At 65.2% G+C, this 22205-nt stretch carries 18 protein-coding genes; 14 read left to right on the forward strand and 4 right to left on the reverse strand.

Going from position 1 to position 22205, the window contains the following annotated elements:
• Positions 1-161 precede the first annotated feature (161 nt).
• Positions 162-3542, forward strand: coding sequence for a BTAD domain-containing putative transcriptional regulator (locus tag QF047_RS08115; protein WP_307275465.1), 3381 nt, complete (start codon positions 162-164; stop codon positions 3540-3542).
• Positions 3543-3564: 22 nt separating this feature from the next.
• Here the strand turns inward: QF047_RS08115 and QF047_RS08120 are convergent, their stop codons facing one another.
• A complete protein-coding gene (locus tag QF047_RS08120) occupies positions 3565-3768 on the reverse strand; it encodes a hypothetical protein (RefSeq protein ID WP_306633989.1) in 204 nt (67 codons plus the stop codon).
• Between the two features lie 140 nt (positions 3769-3908).
• Between QF047_RS08120 and QF047_RS08125 the strand changes: the two genes are divergently transcribed.
• The 7 genes from QF047_RS08125 to metE all read left to right on the forward strand — a co-directional run bounded on the left by QF047_RS08125 (position 3909) and on the right by metE (position 12886).
• Positions 3909-4916 carry a MoxR family ATPase gene (locus tag QF047_RS08125; protein WP_306633987.1) on the forward strand — a complete coding sequence of 336 codons (1008 nt, stop codon included), beginning with the start codon at positions 3909-3911 and terminating at the stop codon, positions 4914-4916.
• A gap of 7 nt (positions 4917-4923) precedes the next feature.
• On the forward strand, positions 4924-5796 hold the full coding sequence (locus QF047_RS08130) for a DUF58 domain-containing protein (protein ID WP_307275470.1): 873 nt from the start codon (positions 4924-4926) through the stop codon (positions 5794-5796).
• Positions 5786-6253: a hypothetical protein gene (locus tag QF047_RS08135; RefSeq protein WP_307275473.1), complete on the forward strand. Its 468-nt coding sequence runs from the start codon at positions 5786-5788 to the stop codon at positions 6251-6253. The genes QF047_RS08130 and QF047_RS08135 overlap by 11 nt, the downstream gene beginning before the upstream one ends.
• A complete protein-coding gene (locus QF047_RS08140; RefSeq protein WP_307275475.1) occupies positions 6244-8319 on the forward strand; it encodes a VWA domain-containing protein in 2076 nt (691 codons plus the stop codon). The genes QF047_RS08135 and QF047_RS08140 overlap by 10 nt, the downstream gene beginning before the upstream one ends.
• On the forward strand, positions 8316-9149 hold the full coding sequence (locus tag QF047_RS08145) for a hypothetical protein (RefSeq protein WP_307275476.1): 834 nt from the start codon (positions 8316-8318) through the stop codon (positions 9147-9149). Before QF047_RS08140 ends, QF047_RS08145 begins: the two co-directional genes overlap by 4 nt.
• 353 nt (positions 9150-9502) lie before the next feature.
• Positions 9503-10468, forward strand: a complete 966-nt coding sequence (locus QF047_RS08150; RefSeq protein WP_306633981.1) for a methylenetetrahydrofolate reductase — start codon at positions 9503-9505, stop codon at positions 10466-10468.
• 87 nt (positions 10469-10555) lie between these two features.
• Complete coding sequence (gene metE, locus QF047_RS08155) at positions 10556-12886, forward strand: 5-methyltetrahydropteroyltriglutamate--homocysteine S-methyltransferase (protein WP_307275480.1); 2331 nt, start codon at positions 10556-10558, stop codon at positions 12884-12886.
• 48 nt (positions 12887-12934) lie between these two features.
• Here metE and QF047_RS08160 read toward each other — a convergent pair whose 3' ends face one another.
• The 3 genes from QF047_RS08160 to QF047_RS08170 all read right to left on the reverse strand — a co-directional run bounded on the left by QF047_RS08160 (position 12935) and on the right by QF047_RS08170 (position 15180).
• Positions 12935-13642 carry a hypothetical protein gene (locus QF047_RS08160; protein ID WP_307275483.1) on the reverse strand — a complete coding sequence of 236 codons (708 nt, stop codon included), beginning with the start codon at positions 13640-13642 and terminating at the stop codon, positions 12935-12937.
• Positions 13643-13710: 68 nt separating this feature from the next.
• Positions 13711-14217: a DUF2004 domain-containing protein gene (locus QF047_RS08165; protein WP_306633976.1), complete on the reverse strand. Its 507-nt coding sequence runs from the start codon at positions 14215-14217 to the stop codon at positions 13711-13713.
• Between the two features lie 45 nt (positions 14218-14262).
• Complete coding sequence (locus QF047_RS08170) at positions 14263-15180, reverse strand: LysR family transcriptional regulator (protein WP_306633974.1); 918 nt, start codon at positions 15178-15180, stop codon at positions 14263-14265.
• A 125-nt stretch (positions 15181-15305) separates the two neighbouring features.
• Between QF047_RS08170 and QF047_RS08175 the strand changes: the two genes are divergently transcribed.
• From QF047_RS08175 to nrdE, 6 genes are all read left to right on the forward strand, one after another.
• A complete protein-coding gene (locus tag QF047_RS08175; protein WP_307275488.1) occupies positions 15306-16706 on the forward strand; it encodes an NAD(P)/FAD-dependent oxidoreductase in 1401 nt (466 codons plus the stop codon).
• A complete protein-coding gene (locus QF047_RS08180; protein ID WP_307275490.1) occupies positions 16703-17428 on the forward strand; it encodes a DUF1365 domain-containing protein in 726 nt (241 codons plus the stop codon). Before QF047_RS08175 ends, QF047_RS08180 begins: the two co-directional genes overlap by 4 nt.
• Positions 17425-18837 (forward strand): class I SAM-dependent methyltransferase, encoded by a 1413-nt coding sequence (locus QF047_RS08185; protein WP_307275495.1) that lies wholly within the window; start codon positions 17425-17427, stop codon positions 18835-18837. The genes QF047_RS08180 and QF047_RS08185 overlap by 4 nt, the downstream gene beginning before the upstream one ends.
• Before the next feature lie 388 nt (positions 18838-19225).
• Positions 19226-19471: a glutaredoxin-like protein NrdH gene (nrdH, locus tag QF047_RS08190; RefSeq protein WP_050054847.1), complete on the forward strand. Its 246-nt coding sequence runs from the start codon at positions 19226-19228 to the stop codon at positions 19469-19471.
• Between the two features lie 111 nt (positions 19472-19582).
• Complete coding sequence (nrdI, locus tag QF047_RS08195; RefSeq protein WP_306639074.1) at positions 19583-20035, forward strand: class Ib ribonucleoside-diphosphate reductase assembly flavoprotein NrdI; 453 nt, start codon at positions 19583-19585, stop codon at positions 20033-20035.
• 20 nt (positions 20036-20055) lie between these two features.
• Entirely contained in the window at positions 20056-22176 is a 2121-nt protein-coding gene (nrdE, locus tag QF047_RS08200; protein WP_307275498.1) for a class 1b ribonucleoside-diphosphate reductase subunit alpha, read from the forward strand.
• Positions 22177-22205: the final 29 nt, after the last annotated feature.

Consider the following 22205-nt stretch of genomic DNA (forward strand, 5'->3'; position numbering starts at 1 on the left):
CACATGTCCATTCCTTTTATTTCTGATCCATGCAGCGTGGGCTGCTTGCATTATCAGTAAAGGGCGCGCCGATATCAGCAGGATACCGGCGCCCAAAAGCGCGGTATCGGCCCGATATCAGCGGTCTTGACGGATGTGGGGTCAGGGCGGAAGGTGGCCTCATGGAGGTACGCGTTCTTGGAACGCTGACGCTCGACGGCGGCCGGGTTCCGCTGGCGCCGCGCGATCGAGCTGTGATGGCTGCGCTCGCGGTCCGTCCCGGTGCGTCATCGTCGGTCGAATCCCTCGCGGAGGCGCTGTGGGGCGATGACCTGCCGGCCTCGTGGTCGAAGGTCATTCCGGGGTGCATCATGCGGTTGCGGCGGCTCATCGTGCCGGCACGGATCGAAACAACGCCGTTCGGGTACCGGCTGGCGGCGGAGCATCTCGAGGTCGATTCCGAGCAGTTCGAGCGCCTCGTCAGCAGGGGCACGCAACAGCTGAAGCTGGGTGAGCCGGAACGTGCCGCGCACTCAATCGCGGAGGCGCTTGCTCTATGGCGGGGCGAGGCCTTCGCCGAACTGACCAACTGGGCGCCTGCCCAGATCGCGTCCGGTCGCCTCCAAGAGATCCGCCTCGGGGCCGAGGACTTGCTCCTCGATGCACGGCTGCAAGCCGGCGAGGTTCAGGAGGTGGCAGCATTGGCGCGCGCCCGCGTCGCCGAAGCTCCGCTACGCGAGCGGCGCTGGGTAATTCTGGGCATGGCACAATACCGCCAGGGCCGGCAGGCGGATGCGATCGCCACCGTCCGCAGGGCGCGGGGGCTCCTCGCTGCCGAGCTTGGCCTGGATCCCTGCGCGGAGCTCGATCAGCTGGAACAGGACATTCTCCGGCAGGAGCCCTCGCTGTTGTCCGAACAGGTATTCCGGGCCGGGAGCTCCGAGTGTCCGTACTTCGGCCTGCCTCCCGCGGGCGTGCTGGATGCCGAGCGGTACTTCGGTCGCGAGCAGGAGCTGGCCGGAGCACTGCGGGCGCTTGATGAACACGGCGTGCTCCTCATCGCCGGCGCATCGGGCGTCGGCAAGTCCTCATTCGTTAGAGCCGGGATAGGCGCCCAGTTCACCGCACGCGGCACGCAGGTCGTCATAGTAACGCCCGGCGAGCGTCCTCTCGAGGCCCTTCGGGACGTAGTTCGACGCCCCGGGGATTCGCTGCTCATCGTCGATCAATGCGAACAGGCGTTCGCCGCGGACGACCCCGCCGAGATCGTGAAGTTCTTTGAAGCGCTGTCACGGGAGCTTTTCCGCGGGATGCTCGCCGTCACTATCCGCGCGGACCGTCTGGGAGACCTGGCTGAACACAAAGGCTTCGCCGAGATTATCCAATCGCACATGCTCATGCTCACCGCGTTCGGCCTCGACGGACTGCGTGCCGTGATCGAGAAGCCGGCAGAGCAGGCCGGACTCATCCTGGAGCCGGGCCTTGTCGAGATCCTGGTCCGGGACGCCGATGGGCGGAACCTGCCGCTGCTGTCCCACTCCCTGCGGCAGGTATGGTCGCGCCGTGAGGGCCGCGTGTTGACGGTGGACGGGTACCGGGCATCCGGTGAGATCGACGGTGCCGTTGCGAAGACCGCGGAAGAGGTCTTCGCCGAGCTCTCAGGGGAGGGCCAGCAGCTCCTGCGCGACATCCTTCTCCGTCTCGCCGAAGCATCTGCAGACGGTGTGGTGAGTTCCCGTCGGATCCAGCGCACGCGGATTGCAATCGACGACGCCCATGCCAGGATCGTCGATCGACTGGTCGATGCCCGCCTGCTCACGACCGACAAGGAAACGGTTCAGCTGTCCCACGAAGCGGTTGCACGGGAGTGGCCACGGTTGAAGGAGTGGCTCGCCGATGACGTCGAGGGTCAGCGGATCATGCGGCATCTTGGTTCCGCAGCCACCGCCTGGGAGGCGATGGGACGCCCCAACAGCGAGCTCTACCGCGGCAGCCGGCAAACGGCGGCCCAGCAGTGGCGGGATGCAGTCAATCCCGCGCTTACGGCAATTGAGCGGGAGTTCCTCGAAGCCTGCGCGGCTGCTGAAACCGCGGGACTGGATGCTACCCAGAGGCAGTTGGACAAGGAGCGCAGCAATGTGCGCCGACTGTCCTGGCTGTCAGCCGGCGCAGCAGGTCTCGCAATCGTTGCTGTAGCGGCGGGCCTCATGGCGGGGTTCCAGGCAAACCTTGCCGAGGAGCGGGCGTCGGTCGCAGAGGCACGGCGCGTTGCGGCGGCTGCCTTGGAGGATCCGGAGTTTGATCGTGCGCTGCTGCTCGCCGTGGAGGCCGTCCAGCTCTGGGACAACTCCGAAACGCGTGCCAATCTCGTGAGAGTTTTCTCGCGGGCACCCCGTGCCAGGAGCATCACCCGCATCCAGAAAGATGGAGTGACGCCTGCAAGCATGTCGCTCGCGAACAACGGAACCCGCGCGTCGGTGATCGACAGCGACGAAGATCTACGGCTACTCGATCTCGCCAACGGATCCCAGCTTGGCGAATATTCACCAAGCACGGTGGCGGCAACCGCCATCGATCCTGTCTCGGGCGCCGTTGCATTCAGCGCGACATTGGGCCTCTGCTACGACCTCCCTTGCGACCGGGGACGAACCGGAACGCTCGACCTCGCGAACGGGGGCCGATCGGGCTTGAAGACCTACCAGGGCTTGGCTGGGGCGGCGGCAGACGTTGAATACTCGACCGACGGATCCCTCTTCGCGGCGTTGGCCGCGACATTCTGGGCGGAACCATCCGCGGGCGTGGCCCTGTGGCGGGGCGGCACCGGCGATCCGATGCTCCTGAACCTGGAGGTGAAAAGCTCTGATCCCGGCCCTTCCGGGTGGGCGGGACAGTTCGGCGCGCTCAAATTTGCGCCGGACGGCTCGCGCCTTTACGCCAGCCGGCTAGGACCCACCGTGGTGTTTGACACGTCCTCAGGCAAGGAGATCGACCGGATACCTGGCAACGGGCTTCTGGCCGTCAGCCCGGATGGACGTCGGGTGGCGGTCCGGGACGGCTTGCTCGGGGTCCGCATTCTCGATGTTTCCGGGGCGACGCCACCTGTCACGGTCTCATTGCCGGCGACCCCGACGGGGGCGGACTTCAGTCCTGACGGAGATAAGATCGCCATCCCCACTGGCACCCGAGTGGTGGTGGTTAACGCCGCGACCGGCGACACCACGGAAAATCTTCGCGCTCACGATGGCGGGGTCACCGCAGCCGAGTTCCGGTCGACCGGTGAGCTGGTGACGGCCGGAGCGGACGGCGCTATAGTGACGTGGGATCTCGGCGACTGGTCGGCGAACTTTCGCACCCACACTTTTACCAGCAAGGGTATCTTCCTCGAGGAGGAGGACGAGCGCAGGCTCGTGCTCGAACAACCAGACGGCAACACTCAAGTGATAATCGCCGAACCGGCAGCCTGGCAGGACCATGCGTGCCGGGTCGCAGGACGGGCGTTGACGGAGCGGGAGTGGAGGGATCTCTTGGGGAGCCGGCCATACTCCCCGGCGTGCCGCGATTAACCGTCAACCCGCGTTAATCCTGCTAGTCGATGTCCTCGATCACCACGCCGAAGGGAATGCTGTCGTCAAGGTGTGCCTGGTGGCCGGTTGAGCCGGGGTTGTAAACAACCCGGACTCCATGGAGCTTGTCCGCGGCTGACTGCTGCAGGACAGGCTTGACGGTGTTGATGAACATCTCGCTTTTATCGGCGAGAAACTCCTTGTAACTGGCTGGAAGCTCGCTCATGTCAAAAGAATAGACCTGGGGAGCCGCGGTGGGGAGGGGTCCCCATTGCCGGAAACCGGCGGGCCGCGCTTGGATAGGATGGCGGCGGGGTGCGGTCCGGCCGGAACGCCTGCCCAACACAGCTACCAGGGGGAATCGCAGTGCTTCAAACCAGCTCTTCGGCAAGGATCGAACCGGCAGAGCTGGCCCGGGCGCAGCAGGTTGCGGCCAACATTTCCAGGAGCTTCGACGCGAAGATGGTGGGACAATCCCGGCTGCGGGAATCGTTGCTGGTGGGCCTGTTCACCGGAGGCCATATCCTCCTGGAAAGCGTTCCGGGCCTGGCAAAAACCACAGCTGCCCATACCGTGGCCGAAGCAATCAGCGCGGAGTTCCGCCGGATCCAGTGCACACCTGACCTGCTGCCCAGCGACATCGTGGGGACGCAGATCTACGATGCCGCCAAGGGAACCTTCGTCACGCAGCTCGGCCCGGTCCACGCCAACATCGTGCTCCTGGATGAGATCAACCGCTCCAGCGCGAAGACCCAGAGCGCCATGCTGGAGGCCATGCAGGAACGGCAGACGTCCATCGGCGGCCGGGAGTACCGGCTGCCGTCCCCGTTCCTGGTGCTGGCCACCCAGAACCCGATTGAGCAGGAGGGCACCTACCAGCTCCCGGAAGCCCAGATGGACCGCTTTATGCTCAAGGACGTCCTGGACTATCCCTCGCCGGCAGAGGAGGCCGAGATCATCCGCCGGCTCGACGCCGGGGTTTTCACGGACGAGCAGAAACCGGCGTCTGCGGCGTCCCTGGACGCGGTGGCCCGGGTCCAGGAAGTGGTGAAGCGGATCTACATCGATCCCTCCGTGATCAACTACATCGTGGGGCTCGCCTACGTCACCCGGAACGCGCAGCAGTACATCGACCCGCGGCTGGCCGGCTTTATTGAATTCGGCGCCAGTCCGCGGGCCAGCATCGCCTTCAGCCAGGCAGCCCGCGCAGTGGCGCTGCTGCAGGGCCGGGACCATGTGATCCCGGAGGACGTGAAGTCGCTCGCCCACCGGGTACTGCGGCACCGCCTCATCCTGAATTTTGAGGCAGTGGCTGAGCAGGTGCCGGTGGAAGCCGTGATCGACGCCGTGGTCGCCGCCGTCCAGACACCCTGAGGCCGGGATGACCAGTCTCCTCCACCGCGTGAAGTCGAAGATGGCCATCTTCGCGCACCGCAAGGCCCGGGGCACGCTCGACGGCGAATACGGTTCAGTTTTCCGCGGACGCAGCCTGGACTTTGACGATCTCCGCGCCTATGTGCCGGGCGACGAGGTCCGCGACATCGACTGGAAGGCGACGGCCCGCCATGGTTCGCCGCTGATCAAGAGGTATGTGGCCGTCCGGCGGCAGACAGTCCTGCTCCTCACGGACACCGGGCGCAATATGGCGGCGGAAGCAGCGGGCGGCGAGACCAAAAAGGACATTGCCATCATGGCGCTGGGGGTGGTGGGGTACCTGGCCCACCGCCACGGCGACGTGGTGGGCCTTATGTGCGGTGACGCCGGCGGGACCAGATCATTTCCGGCGAAAGGCGGCGAGGCCCACTTGGAACGGCTTCTGCGCCATGTCGACGCCAACGCCACTGTGGATTCCGCTGCCAGCCGGCTCGAGGACCAGCTTGAGCATGTGGCCTGCACCGTTAAGGGCAGGTTCCTGCTGTTCGTAGTGGCGGACGAGATAGAGGCTACCCCTTCGCTGGCCCGTTTGCTCCGCCGGCTTCGGGCGCAGCACGAGATCCTCTGGCTCACTGTCCGCGACGCTGAACTGACCTCAGCGGGCGATTGGTACAGCGTGCAGATTTCCCAGCCACTGATAGGGCATTGGGCAGGGTCTCCGGGAGTAGCCACAGCGTATGCCCGGGCCGTGAAGGACAGGGACGCGGGCCGCAAGGACATGCTGCGCCAGGCAGGAATCACCGAGGGCTCGGTTGCCGGCAGCGAGGACGTGATCACGGAACTGTTCGCACTCCTGGAAAGGCACCGGCGTGCAGGCTGACCCCGAATTCCTCGGACCGCTGCAATACAGCCCGATGTGGACGTGGGCAGGCGCAATTCTGTTGCTGCTGGTGGTTGGCTGGTACGCATTTGTCTTTGCCAGCACCAAGCGCCCCCGGCCCGGCTCTGCTTCCCTTCCGGCGCCGCTCACCAACCTGCCCGCACTCCAGTCGGCCTACCTCCAGCGGATTGATGACGTGGAGCACCAGGCAGCCGCCGGGAACATCAGCGCCCGTGCGGCCCATCAGGAGATCAGCTTCCTGTTCCGCCGCTTCGTCCGCGACGCCACCGGGGTGGACGCGCCGAGGATGACGCATGCCGACCTCGTGAGGCACCCCCTGCCCAGGGCTGCAAAGGCCGTTGGTGCGCTGTACCCCGGCGAGTTCGGGTCCGAACCACTGCCCGCCGTCGCAGCCTCTGCCGCGACGGCGCGCGAGGCGGTGCGCTCATGGAGCTGATGTTCTGGTGGCTGGTTCCCTTGGGTGCCGTGGGGGCGGGCCTCGCTGCCTGGGCGGCGCTGCGCCCCGACAGGAACGCCAACGTGCGACGCCGCCCGGCAGCCCACGTGGAAAGGCTCACCTTGCTGCCCGAGTACCAGGCTGCATTGCGGCGCCACCGCCGCTGGCTGGCCGTGGCAGCAGCCGCCTGCGGCGCCTTGCTGGCGTCAACCCTCCTGGCAGCAGCGCGGCCGGTGGACGTTGACACCATCCGGCCGGAGCAGCACAACCGCGATATTGTCCTGTGCCTGGACGCCTCCGGATCCATGAGCAGTGCAGACGCGAAGGTGGCGGAGGTGTTCGCCCGGCTGGCCGAAGACTTCAAGGGCGAACGGATCGGCCTCACCATCTTTGACAGCACAGCCATCCAGGTCTTCCCCCTCACGGACGACTATGAGTACGCCCGGGAACAGTTGAAGCTGGCGCGCGACGCCTTCAACGGAAAACCTGGCATGTCCGGCTTCCTCGACGGAACCTGGAGCGGCCGCGGCTCATCGTTGATCGGGGACGGCCTGGCCTCCTGCGTCACCAGTTTCCCGCCCGGCGGGGATCCGGAAGACAGCAGCCAGGGAAGTGCGGACCACACAGCCCGTCAACCACGGCGCTCGAGGTCGGTGGTCCTTGCCACGGACAATTTTGTTTCCGGGGACCCGATCATGACGCTCGCGGAGGCTGCCGGAATGGCGAAGGAGCGGGAGGTGCGTGTTTATGCGCTGAACCCGGGAGACCTGGATTACGGTACCGATGCTGGGCAGCCCGGGGCGCAGTTGAGGGCGGCCGCAGAGCTGGGCGGCGGGGCCTACTACGCCCTGGACAGCCCGGAGGCGGTGCCCGGGATTGTGCGTGCGGTGCAGGAAACAGAAGCATCCACCTTCCAGGGCGCGCCGCGGGCTGTGGTTACCGAGGTGCCTGACCTGCCGCTGGCCGCCGCATTGTTGTCCGGACTGGTCCTTGCGGTGGCCACCTGGCGGCTCCAGGCCATGACGCTGCAACCGATCCTGCCGGGGTGGCTCCTCCTGCCCGTCATCGCCGCCGCACTGGTGTTCCTGGGCTGGCGGGCCGTTCTTCACGGGCGGCGGCCAGGTGCCCGGACCGGGGTCCGCCGTGGCGTGCTGGTCCTGCTCCTGCTGGCTGCGGCACTCCGGCCCGGCCTGCCGGGCGGCTCGGCCCAGGCAGCCACCGCGGACCTCAACGTCTTCTTTGTGGTGGACACCACCGGCAGCATGGTGGCCGAGGACTACGGGAACGCCACACCACGCCTCGACGGCGTCCGCCAGGACATCATGGCCATCGCCCGGGAACTGCCCGGTGCCCGTTTCTCCGTCATCACCTTCGACACCGAAGCCCACGTCCGGATGCCCCTGACCACCGACACCTCCGCCTTGGAAACCATCAGCTCCATCCTGCAGCCGCAAGTCACGGCCTATGCCAGGGGCAGCAGCATCACTGCCGCCAGAGAGGTGCTGGCTGAACGCCTGGCCGCTGCCAGGGACAGCCACCCCGGCCGGCCCCGGCTTGTGTTCTACCTGGGTGACGGCGAGCAAACCAGCGGGAAGGAACCAGCGCCCCTGAAGCTCGACGGCGGATTGGTGGCCGGGGGAGCGGTGCTGGGTTACGGAACCCCCGGCGGTGGACGCATGAAGGAGAACACGGGGCTGGAGTCCGACGGCGATGCCCCCTACATTCAGGACACCACAGCGGGTGCCGCCAAGGACGCAGTGTCGGTCATCGATGAGGGCAGGCTTCGGGAGATTGCGGCCCAACTCGGCGTGCCGTATGTGCACCGGTCCGCGGGGGATGCCGCCCCTGCGATGCTGCAGCAGGCGCGCCCCGGCGCCCTGGAACGCACGGCAGAAGACGGCACCCTCGGGGGCAGGACCGAGTTCTACTGGCTCCTCGCCGCCGCTGCCTTCGTTCTCGGCCTGGCCGAGATCCTGACGGTTATGCGGCAGTTGCGCCAGCTGCGGCCGGCGGCCCGGCCGCATCGGGAGGCACGCGACAGCCCGGCGAAGGAGACGGTGCGATGACCGACGTCCAGCGCGGGGACGCCAAGTCGGTCCGCGCCGGTTCCGGCGCCGGCAGCCCCGACGACGGGAGTCGCGACGCTGTTGGCAGGGCTGATCACACCAGAAGGCTCAGGAGGCGGCGTCTGCTGGTGTGGTCGGCCCCGCCCGCCTTGCTGGTGCTGTGCCTTGCGGCCAAGCTGCTCAGCCTGGACGCGCTTGCGGGGCACGCCGCCAGGGCCTTCGACGCGAAGGATGCTGCCGCCGTCGGAGTGGTAGCAGAGGCCCTCCAGGCGGGAAACATCGTGGAGCCGCACAAGGCGCCGTTCGCAGCCGGGGACGCGCAGGCGCTCGCCGGCAACTTTGCCGCTGCCCGGCTGCGCTTCGAGGAAGCCCTGGAACTTGTCCCGGACGCCACGTCAGGGCCGCCGGACGCCTGCATCATCCGGCTTAACCTGGTCCTGGCCATCGAAAGGCTCGGGGACGACAAACTGCGCCTGGAAGACGCTGTGTCCGCCGCAGCACTGTTTACCGAGGCGCTGGAGGTTGCCGGCGCGGCTCCGGATGGTTGCTTCTCCGGTGGCCCCGCTGCTGAAGCCGGCGGGAAGCTGAGCGAGGCGGAAGGGCGCCTGAACGGGAAACTCCGGGCGGCCACAGGTTCCGCCGGGGAACAGGCAGACGCGGCGGAGGAGAGCGTACCGGCGGAGCCTGAGGCAGATTCCCCGGACCTGAACCAGCTGGAACAGCTGGAGGAAAGTGCCCGGGAATCCCAGCGCGAACGTAACAGTGGACGGGAACGGGCGGACTACCTTGAGGACACCGGAGCCGGTTCCGGCCCGGATCGTCCCTGGTGATCCGTGGGTGTCGGATAACGCTAAGGCGCCTGAAAGCGAAGATTATTCTGCCGGGCGAGGAAACAATGCGTAAGACCACGTCTTAATTCGGAGCGCAACTTGAATGCTCCTCCGGACGCTCCTAGAGTTCTATACAAGTTACCGCGGTAACGTGTCAGCGATCCTCCGTTGCGGAGGGTGTGGGTGCCCCCATGTGGGCCTGACATTTGCTCACGGACAACTTCATTCCAGGCGTAACAGTCGCGGCTGCGTCCTTGTGGAGTTCTTTCGTGTTCCCCAAACTCAATTCATTGCCGGCTTCCCGTCCATTTCCTGACAGGGGAGCCTCCAATGGCCCAAAGCCAAGGATGCAAATGTCGCCACCAAGCCTTATTGACACACACCCGAACCTCTCCGACACCGCTCCGGTGGCGCTTTCGTACGAGCTGTTCCCGCCCCGTTCGCCGGCAGCCGCGGAAACGCTCTGGACCACCATCCGGGAACTGGAAACCACAGAGCCCGACTACGTCTCCGTCACGTATGGTGCCAGTGGCTCCAACCGGGACACGGCCGTCGAACTCATCAACCGGCTCCTGCTCGAAACCACCCTCCGGCCGCTGGCCCACCTGACCTGCGTTGGCAACACGCCCCAGGAACTGGCGGGGATCATCGGTGAGCTGCTGGACACCGGTGTGCGCGGCATCCTGGCGCTCCGGGGCGATCTTCCCAAGGACGGCGGCGAGACCATTCCCGGTGCCCTCCGGTACGCCCAGGACCTGATCGAACTCATCCGCCGCGTGGAGCAGCGCCGTTCGGCACTGCTGTGCGCGGGCAAGATCGCGGTTGGCGTGGCCGCATACCCCACCAGGCACCCCGAGTCGCCGAGTGAGGAACACGACGTCGAGGTGCTGCTCGCCAAGCAGCGGTCCGGCGCGGACTTCGCCATCACGCAGGTCTTCTTCCACGCCGAAGAGTACGCGGACCTCCTCACCCGGGCACGCCGTGCCGGAGTGACCATCCCCATCATTCCCGGCGTGATGCCGCTGACCAGCCTCCGCCGGCTCAAGCGGCTGGGCGAGCTGGCCGGAGTGGAGCCGGCCGCTGACCTGATGGAACGCCTGGCCGCCGCGGACAACGACATCGAACGCCTCCATATTGGCGTCGATGCCACCGTGGACCTGGCCAACGCAGCCCTTGATGCCGGTGCGCCCGGTATCCACCTCTACACCTTCAACGAGCACCAGAGCGCACTGGAGGTGCTGGACAAGCTGGCACTTCCGCGGCACTCCCGTTCGGGCATCCGGCGCGACGCCGCAGCCCGGCGCCAGCTCGCCAGCTGAACGCCCTCCGCGAACCAAGCGCACAGCCATAGACCCCGGCTTTCGAGCCCACACTTCCAGACCCAGCTCCTATCAGAGGAATTTGCCATGCCTAAAAACAACACGCCCTTCCCGTCCGCCTCACTTCTGGGCTACCCCCGCATCGGCCGCCGCCGCGAGCTCAAGAAGGCCGTCGAGGCCTACTGGGCCGGCAAGATCGACGCCGCCGCACTGGACGCAGCCGCGAAGGACATCCAGCTGACCATCGCCAAACGCCTGCAGGAGCTCGGCCTGACCGGAGCCGCTGCAGTGCCCGGTACCTTCTCCTACTATGACCAGGTCCTGGACACCACGGCGCACCTTGGCGCAGTGCCGGCCCGCTTCGGCAAGCTCCTCAACGCCGAAGGACAGCTGGACATCGACGGCTACTTCACGCTGGCCCGCGGCAACAAGGAACAGCAGCCGCTGGAAATGACCAAGTGGTTCGACACCAACTACCACTACCTGGTGCCGGAAATCGGCCCCGAGACCGAGTTCACGCTCGCCTCCACTGCCAAGGTTGACGAGTTCGCCTTCGCCCTGGCCAACGGCATCGAAACCCGCCCGTACCTCGTTGGCCCGGTCACCTACCTGCTGCTCTCCAAGGCTTCCGACGACGCCCCCGCCGGCTTCGCGCCGCTGTCCCGCCTTGAGGACATCCTGCCCGTCTACATCCAGCTGCTCGAGAAGCTCGCAGCCGCCGGCGCCAGCTGGGTCCAGCTTGACGAGCCCGCACTTGTGGTTGACCAGGACACCCCGGCCGCCGAAATCGAAGCCGCCGTCGCCCGTGCCTACGAGGTCCTCACCGCGGCGGCCAACGGCCCGCAGATCCTCGTTTCCACCCCGTACGGCTCGCTCGACGGACAGCTCGGCACCCTCGCCGCCACCAACATCGACGCCCTGCACGTGGACGTCTTCAAGGGCGCCGTTCCCTCCGCCGCCGCCCTGGCGGGCCTGGGCAACAAGACCCTGGTTGCCGGCGTCGTGGACGGCCACAACATCTGGCGCAACGACCTCGCCGCTTCGGCTGCGAAACTGGACGAACTGAAGGCTGCCGCCGGCAAGCTCGCCGTCTCCACCTCCACCTCCACCCAGCACGTCCCGCATGACGTCGCCGAGGAGACCCAGCTCGCCGACCAGCTCCGCAGCTGGCTCGCCTTCTCGGACCAGAAGGCTGTTGAGGTCACCACCCTCGCGTCCTACCTGGCCGACCCCGCGTCCGCCAAGGCGGCCATCGACGAAGCGACAGCAGTAATCGCCTCCCGCGCCACCGCCGAAGGCGTCCGCCGCTCAGACGTCCGCGCCCGCACCGAAGCGCTGACCGCCGCCGACTTCTCACGTTCCGAGTACCCGGTCCGCGAAGCTGCCCAGGCAGAGGCACTGCACCTCCCGCCGCTGCCCACCACCACCATCGGTTCCTTCCCGCAGACCTCGGAAATCCGTTCGGCCCGCGCCCGCAACAACAAGGGCGATCTCACCAACGAGCAGTACGAGAAGCTCATGAAGGACGAGATCAAGCGCGTCGTGGACCTGCAGGAAGAGCTGGGCTACGACGTCCTGGTGCACGGCGAGCCCGAGCGCAACGACATGGTGCAGTACTTCGCCGAAAACCTCGAAGGCTTCGACGTCACCGTCCACGGCTGGGTCCAGTCCTACGGCTCACGCTGCACGCGTCCGTCCATCCTGTGGGGCGATGTAACCCGCAGCGCCCCCATCACGGTTGAGTGGGCCAAGTACGCACAGTCCCTGACCAGCAAGCCGATGAAGGGCATGCTCACCGGTCCGGTCACCATCCTGGCCTGGTCCTTCGTCCGCGACGACCAGCCGCTGGGCGAGACCGCCAACCAGGTTGGCTTGGCCCTGCGCGACGAGATCGCCGACCTTGAAGCCGCCGGCATCAAGGTCATCCAGGTGGATGAGCCCGCCCTGCGCGAGCTCCTCCCGCTGCGCAAGGCCGACCACGCCGACTACCTGAAGTGGTCCGTGGACTCCTTCCGCCTGGCCACCGCCGGTGCTGCCGACGCAACCCAGATCCACACCCATCTCTGCTACTCCGAGTTCGGCGTGATCATCGACGCGATCGACGGCCTGGACGCCGATGTGACGTCCATCGAGGCGGCCCGGTCCCGCATGGAGGTTGTGCACGACCTCGAGTCCCATGGCTTCGGCCGCGGTGTTGGTCCGGGTGTCTACGACATCCACTCGCCGCGCGTTCCCGGCACCGAGGAAGTCACTGAACTGCTCAGCACGGCTGTGAAGCACGTCCCGTCCCGCCAGCTCTGGGTGAACCCGGACTGCGGCCTCAAGACCCGCGGCTACACCGAGACCGAGGAATCCTTGCGGAACCTGGTCGAGGCCACCAAGGCGGTCCGCGCCGGCCTGCTGGAAGCCGCGAAGTAAAACAAAAGTACGTCGGTGAGCCCGTCGAAACCTCGGTTTCGGCGGGGCTCACCCTGCTTTAACAGCCACGGCCCCCTTCATGCGCCAGGCACTGACGGCCAGCCAGATGGTCCAGATGACGGTGGCGAGGATCCCGATCAGGGTGGGCAGCGAATTGATGGCGGAGAACCCCACTTCTCCGATGATCCAGCCCTGTGCCAGGTAAGCCAGCCCGGACAATGCCATCAGCAAGCCGATGATCCGGGAAACCGGCCGCCGGGCCGCTATAACGATGCCCAGAAGAATCAACGCGGTGCCAAGCAGGAAGCTCTGGTAGCTGCGCATTCCCCACTCGAGCCACCGGATGCCCTCAGCGGTGGCGAAACGCGCCGCCTTTTCCGGCTCGCCAGAGGCAGCCCAAGCATCCACAGCCTGTTTGAGTGCGACGCCGTCAACGGCCTGCAACGCGGCGTAGAGCCCTAAAGCCGTGGTGGCGGCAAGGGCCCCAATGCGCGCGGTCCAAGCCTGGGTACCCCGCGGCACGTCAAGGGCGAAGGACAGAACCACCAGCCCAACGCACACCAGTGCGATGCCAACAAACTGGGCCAAATGGACGGCAGTCCAGACATCACTGTTGGCGTAGGCGGTGAAGGAGGCTTCGTGGTCGTTGGCGTCGTGGGACTCGGCATGCAGCAGACCGGCCAGGATTGCCACCACCACACCTGCGAGGAGCAGGGACGCAGCGAGCCGCCACGTTCCAGATCTGATCTCATGCATGAGGTCCATACTCGGACCGGGTATGTTGCCGGTAGTAGGGCCAAAGGGCCCTGCGTTTCAGAACCGGGTCAGGACTCCCAGACGATCTCGTCGTCCACAACGCCGTCCTCGTCGGCCGAAGCCACCAGGACCTCATCGGTGAAGTGCTCGCCCAGGGTGAAGTCCATCACGAAGTAGCGTTCGGGTGTGCCGGGATAGATGCCCACGTGGCCGAGCTTGAGTGCCTTGAGGAACACTTCGTTGGTGAGTTGGCTCCGGTCCTCCACACCAAAAACCTTGTGCAGGTGCTCATCCTTGAGCGCATTGCAGTGGAAGTGAAGGTATTCCTGCGGGCTGGTGCCTTCCTGGTCCAGCTCCTCCGCGATCATGTCCCGCACCTCGTCCACCAGTTCCGGCAGGAACCGCAGGCGGTAATCCACCTTGCGCAGTGCTGCCTCGTCGAAGTGGTCGTGCGCGGTAACGTTCAGGTCGAGTTCCAGCGGATGGCCCCGCAGCTCAAGCTTGGCGGCGATGTTGTGCTCGCTGCCGTGGTTGAGCTCAATCTCGCCAAAGTGCTGGCTCGCTACCTTGTTCATAGTCTCAACATAGACCCGAACAGCGGTGCATTCCAGCGTTCAGGCCTAATTCACTGCCCTGCGCATCCCGGCGAACGTCTCGGCCAGCAGGTCGACGAACAGCTGCACCCGGGCGGTTTTCCTGTCGTTGATGAGCAGCGCGAAAACGTTGCGGGCCAGGCGGATTTCCGGGACGTCCAGCACCACCACACCGGCGGGTTTGTTCCGCAGCGCGAGCTCGGGGACCAGCGCTGCGCCCAGCCCGGCGGCCGCCATCTCCAGGCTGGCATGAAAGTCATCACTGTGGGCCACTACTCGGGGGTGCAGGTTGCAGCCAGCAAAAAGCCGTTCGATGACCATGGCGTCGCTGGTGCCGGGGTGGTGCATGATCCAGGGCATTTCGGACAGGTGGTCAGCTGCAACTTTGGCGTCGGCACGGAAGCCCCAGCCGGCCGGCAGCACCACCCGGAAGTCGTCGTCGCCGATCCATTGCCTGTTGATGGTGTTGGGCCAGGCGAAGCCGGTCTGGCCCACCTGGAAAACCACTGCCAGGTCCAGGTCGCCGCCGGTGCGCAGCCCCTGGATGGTCTGGCCGGGTTCAGCGACGGAGACCTTCAGGTCGATTCCCAGGTTCTTCCACGTGGGATTCTTCAGGATCCGCGGCAGGACAAAGGTGGCGAGGCTGGGGAAGATCCCCAGGCGCAGTTCCTGGTGGGCGGAATCCTGGGTTCTGGAGGCGGCAGCCATGAGCGCCTCGATGTCCGTGAGCACCTTGGCGGCGTGCCGGGTCATCACGACGGCGGCTTCCGTGGGCAGCACGCTGCGCGCCGAGCGCTGGAAGAGGACTACGCCGGTGTCACGTTCCAGCGCGGACATCTGTTGCGAGACCGCCGAGGCGGTGTAGCCAAGCGTTGACGCGGCGGCCGCGAACGAGCCCAGCCGCGTGACCTCCAGAAGGGTCTTCAGGTGTACCGGATTTACCACCAGCCCACAGTACTCTGCCGTCTCCGGGCGAAGAAGCTTCAACGCACACCCATCCGCCGCCCCGGGCGCTGCGAATTGCCCCCTGTATACCCACCACTGGCAAATGTTCAGCAGAGGAGCATAAATTGTCACCTGATCCAGCAGTAAGCGGAGGCGGACGACGGCGGGTGGCCGTCATCGGCAGCGGCGTCGCCGGCCTCACGGCCGCCTATGTCCTCAACCGCGAGGACGACGTGACCCTTTTCGAAGCCGATGCCCGGCTGGGCGGCCACGCCCACACCCATGACTTGCCGCAACCGGACGGCTCCGTGCTGGGGGTGGACACCGGCTTCATCGTCCACAATGAGCGGACCTATCCCACGCTGCTGCGGCTTTTTGCCGAGCTGGGGGTGGAAACCCAGGACTCCGAAATGAGCATGTCCATCCGCTGCGACGGCTGCGGGCTGGAATATGCCGGCGCCCGCGACGGCGCCCGCGGAATCATCGCCCGCCCGTCCAGCCTGCTGCGGGGCCGCTACCTGCTGATGCTGCTGGAGGTCACCCGCTTCTACCGGAAAGCCCGGGCGCTGCTGAACACGGCGCCGATCTCCGCGGTCAGCCCGGACGGGGCAGTTCCCGAGCCGACCCTGGGTGAGTTCCTTGAGCGCGAGAAGTTCAGCCCCTACTTCGTTTCCCACTTCATGACCCCCGTGGTGAGCGCCGTCTGGTCCTGCGACCCCACCACCGCCCTGGCCTACCCCGCCCGCTACCTCTTCACCTTCCTTGGCCATCACGGATTGCTCGGCGTTAAAGGTTCCCCGCAATGGCGGACAGTTACCGGCGGCTCCGCACGGTACGTGGAGAAGCTGGCGGCCACCCTGCCGGATGTCCGGCTCAACACCCCAGTCACGGACATCCGACGGCATGCATTGGGGATCGAACTGGTGACGGAAGCGGGTGTGGAGGATTTCGACGCCGTCGTCATTGCCGCCCACCCGGCCCAGGCCCTCGGCTTCCTGGCCGATGCCACGCCGGGGGAAAAGGAGGCACTGGGCGGGATGCCGTATTCGGTGAACCACACCGTGTTCCACCGCGATCCTGCGGTCCTGCCGTCCGCTGACAATGCCAAGGCATCCTGGAACTACCGGCTCCCGTCCTGTGAAGCCCGGCCGGAGAAGGTCCTGGTCAGCTACGACCTGACCCGCCTGCAGCGGCTGAACCCCATGGACGGCAAGCGTTATTTGGTGAGCCTGGGGGAGTCGGGACTCATTGCCGATGACGCAGTTCTGGAGCGCCTGGTTTACGAGCACCCCCAGTACACTCCTGAATCGGTGCGGGCGCAGCAGGCCATCGCGGCACTCAGCGACAACCGGATTGCGTATGCCGGCGCATACCTGGGCTGGGGCTTCCATGAGGATGGTGCACTGTCCGGCGTCCGTGCAGCTGAAAAGCTTGGCCGGCAATGGGCTCCCGTCCTGCCCGCTGATGAGTCCGGCTCATATGATGACGGCGAGCGGGAGCTTGCTGCCGCGGCGGAGCCCGCATGAGCGCAGCCATTTACCGGACGTCAATTTCCCACGTGCGGCATACGCCCTTGAAGAACTCGTTCACGTACCGCAGCTATAGCTGGTTTGTTGACGTTGACAGACTCCCACGCCTTCCGTTCCTGCTGCGGCCATTGGCCGTATTCCGGTCCGGCGACCATCTGGGCGATCCGGACGTAACCATCCGCAGCAACGTGGAGCGGTACCTGCGCTCGCAGGGAATAGAGCCCGACGGCGGCCCTATCCATATGCTGACCAGCGCCAGAGTCTTTGGTTACGTCTTCAATCCGGTGACCTTGTTCTGGTGCTACCGGTCGAACGGTGATCTCGAATGCGTGGTTGCCGAAGTCCACAACACTTACGGCGACCGGCACTGCTACCTCCTCAGGACGGACCCGTCCGGGCGTGCCTCAGTTCCCAAAGCGTTTTACGTCTCACCCTTCAACGACGTGGACGGGCAATACCGGATGAGGCTGCCTGCGCCGGGGGAGCGGCTGGCCGTGTCCATCGTCCTGGAGCGCGAAGGGCAGAGGCCGTTCGTCGCGACCATGGACGGCAAGCGCCAGTCCGCCACCCTGCGGAACATCCTGGCAGCGGCGTTCACGGTTCCAGCGGCGCCGCTGTTGGTTTCCGCCCTCATCCGGGTACAGGGCATTACACTCTGGGCAAGACGCCTGCCCCTCGTCGCTCGACCACATCACCCCTCACAGGAGGCAGTTCAATGACAATGACGGACGACAACGAAACGGCTGCGGCTCCTCTCCGGGAAAAGATGAGGGAGCAGGCTGAAGGCAAAGCCGCAAACGCGGTGTCGGACCAGCGCGCCACGCACCTGGCCGCGGCCTGGAGCCCAACGGGAGTGCCGGCGTCGCCCGCCACCATCGATGCGGACCTGTGGCCGGGAGTGGCCCAACCGCCGTCGGGAGCCAAGGCAGCCGTCGCCGGAAAGGCCGCCGGCCTCCTCTTCAAGGGCGCAGTCAAGCGGCTGCCGCTGCGGGTGGAATATCCGGACGGCACCGTCCTGGGCCTGGGCGGCCCGGATGCGCCCGTGATGGTCATGATCCGGCCGGGAGCATTCGAAACCCGGATCGGGGACAACGGCCTGATCGGGCTGGGCGAATCCTTCATGGCGGGGGACTGGGATGCGAACGACCTGGCCGGTGTCCTCGAAGTGTTTGCCGCCTCGGTGGACACGCTGATCCCCACGCCGCTGCAGAAACTCCGCACCCTGTACCTGCCGCGCACCCCGCGGCAGGAGCGTAATGCCGAGCAGAACACGCGCAACAACATCTCCCGCCACTACGACCTCTCCAACGATCTGTTCTCGAACTTTCTCGACTCCACCATGAGCTACTCCTCAGCCCTGTTTCCGGCGGAAGCGGGGCCGCTGAGCACCGTGGGGTGGGAGGCCTTGGCGGCGGCACAACGGGCAAAAATCGACCGGCTGCTGGACAAGGCCGGCGTAACCGAGGGCACCCGGCTGCTGGAAATCGGCACCGGCTGGGGTGAGCTGGCACTCCGGGCAGCAGCCCGCGGCGCCACTGTCTACAGTGTCACCCTCTCCAGCGAGCAGCAGGCGCTCGCGCAGGAGCGCATCGCTGAAGCCGGTTATGCGGACCGGGTGACGGTGGCGCTCCAGGACTACCGTGCGGTGGAAGGCGAGTACGACGCTGTGGTGTCCGTGGAGATGGTCGAGGCCGTGGGCTACGAATACTGGCCGATCTATTTCCAGACCATCGACCGTGTCCTGGCGCCCGGCGGAAAGGTGGCCATCCAGGCGATCACCATGCCGCACGGCCGGATGCTGGCCACCCGGAACGCCTACACCTGGGTCCACAAGTACATCTTCCCCGGCGGCTTCCTGCCCTCAGTCCGGGCCATCGAGAGCGTCACCCAGCAGCACACCACGTTGCGCGTGCGCGAGCGGATGGGCATGGGGGACCATTACGCGGCCACCCTGCGGCTGTGGGAGGAACGGTTCCTGGAGCGGTCACTTGAGGTGGCGGAGCTGGGTTTTGATGCGGTGTTCCAGCGGATGTGGCTGTTCTACCTGTGCTACTCCCGGGCCGGCTTCCAGTCCGGCTACCTGGATGTGCAGCAGATCGCGCTGGACCGCCGGGAGGTGCAGCTCTAGCAGCCGTTGCCTGCGGCGGGCGCCGGCACATTGCCGGCTTCCGGCGTCGTGCGGTTGATCACCTAAAGGGGTTCCGAAGGTCACTTCGGAGCCCTTTTTAGTGCCACCCGTCCTGCCCGCCGTGCGGGCGACACGCCGTCTTTTCCGCGACACGCTGGGCGTTAATTGTGGCTAAGTACTCCACAGCATGTGGATTTCGTCCGCAAAAACAGCGGGATTCCGGACATTTTGAAGGGCCCTCCCTGTGGATTAAAAGTGCATTAAATGACATACTTGTAATACATCATCTTGGGGTTCCAAAGAGGCGTCTGCACTAGATGTAGTATCTACATACAGCTTGGGCGGGAACACCGGACGAGCAAGTTTTCCAGAAAAGGGGACAGGAACCATGACCGTAACGGTTTACACAAAGCCTGCTTGTGTTCAGTGCAACGCCACCTACCGGGCTCTCGATAAAAAGGGCATCGCGTACCAGAGCGTTGACATCTCCCAGGACGCCGAAGCCCTCGAGCGCCTGAAGGCGCTGGGTTACATGCAGGCTCCCGTTGTGGTCACGGACCAGGACCACTGGTCAGGCTTCCGCCCGGACAAGATCGAGGAACTGGCGCTCTCCGCTGTTTCCTCCGTGGCCTAAGGGGTCACACTTTTTCCTGCCGGCAACCGTCAACCAGCTGAGGTGACTCCCGTGGCAGCACCAGCAGCACAGGAATCCCGCACTTCCCAGGACGTTCACGCGGCTCAGCGCGTGGGTCCAGGGACGCCGGTTCCCGCGGTTGTCACCGGCAGCCAGCTTATCTATTTTTCCTCGGCATCCGAGAACACCAGCCGCTTCGTCTCGAAGCTTGGCCGTGAGGTGGCCCGGATTCCGCTGCTCCCGAAGGACGCACCCCTCCTTGCCACCCGGCCGTTTGTGCTGGTGGTGCCAACCTATGGCGGCACCGGCGGAGAAGGGTCCGTTCCGAAGCAGGTCATCCGGTTCCTGAACAACCCGCAGAACAGGCAGCTGATCCGCGGAGTCATCGGGGCCGGCAACACAAACTTCGGGGACAACTACTGCATGGCGGGGGACATCATCGCCGCCAAGTGCGGAGTACCGCACCTCTACCGCTTCGAATTAATGGGCACGCCGGACGACGTGACCCGTGTCAACAATGGATTGGACATGTTTTGGACACGACTGTCGCAGACACAGAAGTAACCAGGGCCCAAAAGCCTGAGATGCCCGCCGCCTACAAGGGCCTGGGGTATCACGAGCTGAACGCGATGCTGAACCTGTATGGTCCCAGCGGCGAGATCCAGTTCGAGGCGGACCGTGAGGCCGCCCATCAGTACTTCCTGCAGCACGTGAACAACAACACGGTCTTCTTCCATGACCTGGAAGAGAAGCTCGAATACCTGGTCAAGAACGACTACTACGAGCGCGAAACCCTCGACCAGTACACGATGAACTTCATCCGTGACCTGTTCAACCGCGCGTACAAAAAGAAGTTCCGCTTCGAGACCTTCCTGGGCGCATTCAAGTTCTACACCTCCTACACTCTGAAGACGTTTGACGGCAAGCGCTTCCTGGAGCGCTACGAGGACCGCGTCTGCATGGTTGCCCTGCACCTGGCCCGCGGCAACGAGCAGCTCGCCCTGCAGATGGTGGACGAGATCATTGAAGGCCGCTTCCAGCCGGCCACCCCCACGTTCCTGAACGCCGGCAAGAAGCAGCGCGGCGAGCTCGTCTCCTGCTTCCTGCTGCGCATCGAAGACAACATGGAGTCCATCGGCCGCTCCATCAACTCCGCCCTGCAGCTGTCCAAGCGCGGCGGCGGCGTGGCGTTCGCGCTGACCAACATCCGCGAAGTCGGGGCCCCGATCAAGCAGATCGAGAACCAGTCCTCCGGCGTGATCCCCGTGATGAAGCTCCTCGAAGACAGCTTCTCCTACGCCAACCAGCTTGGTGCCCGCCAGGGTGCCGGTGCCGTGTACCTGCACGCTCACCACCCGGACATCTACCGCTTCCTGGACACCAAGCGCGAGAACGCAGACGAGAAGATCCGCATCAAGACCCTCTCCCTCGGCGTCGTCATCCCGGACATCACGTTCGAGCTGGCCAAGAAGGACGAGGACATGTACCTGTTCTCGCCGTACGACGTCGAACGCGTCTACGGCATGCCGTTCTCCGACGTCTCGGTCACCGAGAAGTACTACGAGATGGTGGACGACTCCCGGATCAAGAAGACCAAGATCAAGGCCCGCGAGTTCTTCCAGACCCTCGCCGAGATCCAGTTCGAATCCGGCTACCCGTACATCATGTTCGAAGACACCGTGAACCGGGCCAACCCGATCGACGGCAAGATCATCATGTCCAACCTGTGCTCGGAGATCCTCCAGGTTTCCCAGCCCACCACGTACAACGATGACCTCTCCTACGCCGACACCGGCAAGGACATCTCCTGCAACCTGGGCTCGCTGAACATCGCCAAGACCATGGACAGCCCGGATTTCGGCCTGACCATCGAGACGGCCATCCGGTCGCTCTCGGCGGTGTCCGACATGTCCAACATCACCTCGGTGCCGTCCATCGCCAAGGGCAACGACCAGAGCCACGCCATCGGCCTGGGCCAGATGAACCTGCACGGCTACCTGGCCCGCGAGCGGGTCCACTACGGTTCCGAAGAGGGCCTGGACTTCACCAACATCTACTTCTACTCGGTGGTGTACCACGCAGTTCGGGCCTCCAACCTGCTGGCGATCGAGACCGGCCAGACCTTCGGCGGCTTCGTGAAGTCCAAGTACGCCTCCGGCGAGTTCTTCGACAAGTACACGGAGCAGGAATGGGTTCCGCAGACTGAGAAGGTTGCGGCGCTGTTCAAGAACGTGCACATCCCCACACAGGCTGACTGGCTGGCGCTGAAGGCTTCCGTTATGGAGCACGGCATCTACAACCAGAACCTGCAGGCCGTGCCGCCCACGGGCTCGATCTCCTACATCAACAACTCCACCTCCTCGATCCACCCGGTGGCGTCCAAGATTGAGATCCGCAAGGAAGGCAAGCTGGGCCGCGTGTACTACCCGGCGCCGTACCTGACGAACGACAACCTGGAGTACTACCAGGACGCTTACGAGATCGGCTACGAGAGGGTCATCGACACCTACGCGGCCGCTACCCAGCACGTGGACCAGGGCCTGTCCCTGACCCTGTTCTTCAAGGACACCGCCACCACGCGCGATATCAACAAGGCCCAGATCTACGCCTGGAAGAAGGGCATCAAGACCATCTACTACATCCGTCTCCGCCAGCTCGCGCTGGAAGGGACGGAGGTTGAGGGCTGCGTCAGCTGCATGCTTTAATCTTCAACTAAATCCTGATTGTACGACGG

It is taken from the genome of Arthrobacter sp. W4I7, from assembly GCF_030816215.1.
GTDB lineage: Bacteria > Actinomycetota > Actinomycetes > Actinomycetales > Micrococcaceae > Arthrobacter > Arthrobacter siccitolerans_A.

Bases quoted from the DNA above. Each gene is read 5' to 3' on its own strand.
- QF047_RS08115 (WP_307275465.1), top strand. From the start codon at position 162: ATGGAGGTACGCGTTCTTGGAACGCTGACGCTCGACGGCGGCCGGGTT.
- QF047_RS08120 (WP_306633989.1), bottom strand. From the start codon at position 3,768: ATGAGCGAGCTTCCAGCCAGTTACAAGGAGTTTCTCGCCGATAAAAGC.
- QF047_RS08130 (WP_307275470.1), top strand. From the start codon at position 4,924: ATGACCAGTCTCCTCCACCGCGTGAAGTCGAAGATGGCCATCTTCGCG.
- QF047_RS08140 (WP_307275475.1), top strand. From the start codon at position 6,244: ATGGAGCTGATGTTCTGGTGGCTGGTTCCCTTGGGTGCCGTGGGGGCG.
- QF047_RS08145 (WP_307275476.1), top strand. From the start codon at position 8,316: ATGACCGACGTCCAGCGCGGGGACGCCAAGTCGGTCCGCGCCGGTTCC.
- QF047_RS08150 (WP_306633981.1), top strand. From the start codon at position 9,503: ATGTCGCCACCAAGCCTTATTGACACACACCCGAACCTCTCCGACACC.
- metE (WP_307275480.1), top strand. From the start codon at position 10,556: ATGCCTAAAAACAACACGCCCTTCCCGTCCGCCTCACTTCTGGGCTAC.
- QF047_RS08160 (WP_307275483.1), bottom strand. From the start codon at position 13,642: ATGCATGAGATCAGATCTGGAACGTGGCGGCTCGCTGCGTCCCTGCTC.
- QF047_RS08165 (WP_306633976.1), bottom strand. From the start codon at position 14,217: ATGAACAAGGTAGCGAGCCAGCACTTTGGCGAGATTGAGCTCAACCAC.
- QF047_RS08180 (WP_307275490.1), top strand. From the start codon at position 16,703: ATGAGCGCAGCCATTTACCGGACGTCAATTTCCCACGTGCGGCATACG.
- QF047_RS08185 (WP_307275495.1), top strand. From the start codon at position 17,425: ATGACAATGACGGACGACAACGAAACGGCTGCGGCTCCTCTCCGGGAA.
- nrdH (WP_050054847.1), top strand. From the start codon at position 19,226: ATGACCGTAACGGTTTACACAAAGCCTGCTTGTGTTCAGTGCAACGCC.
- nrdE (WP_307275498.1), top strand. From the start codon at position 20,056: ATGCCCGCCGCCTACAAGGGCCTGGGGTATCACGAGCTGAACGCGATG.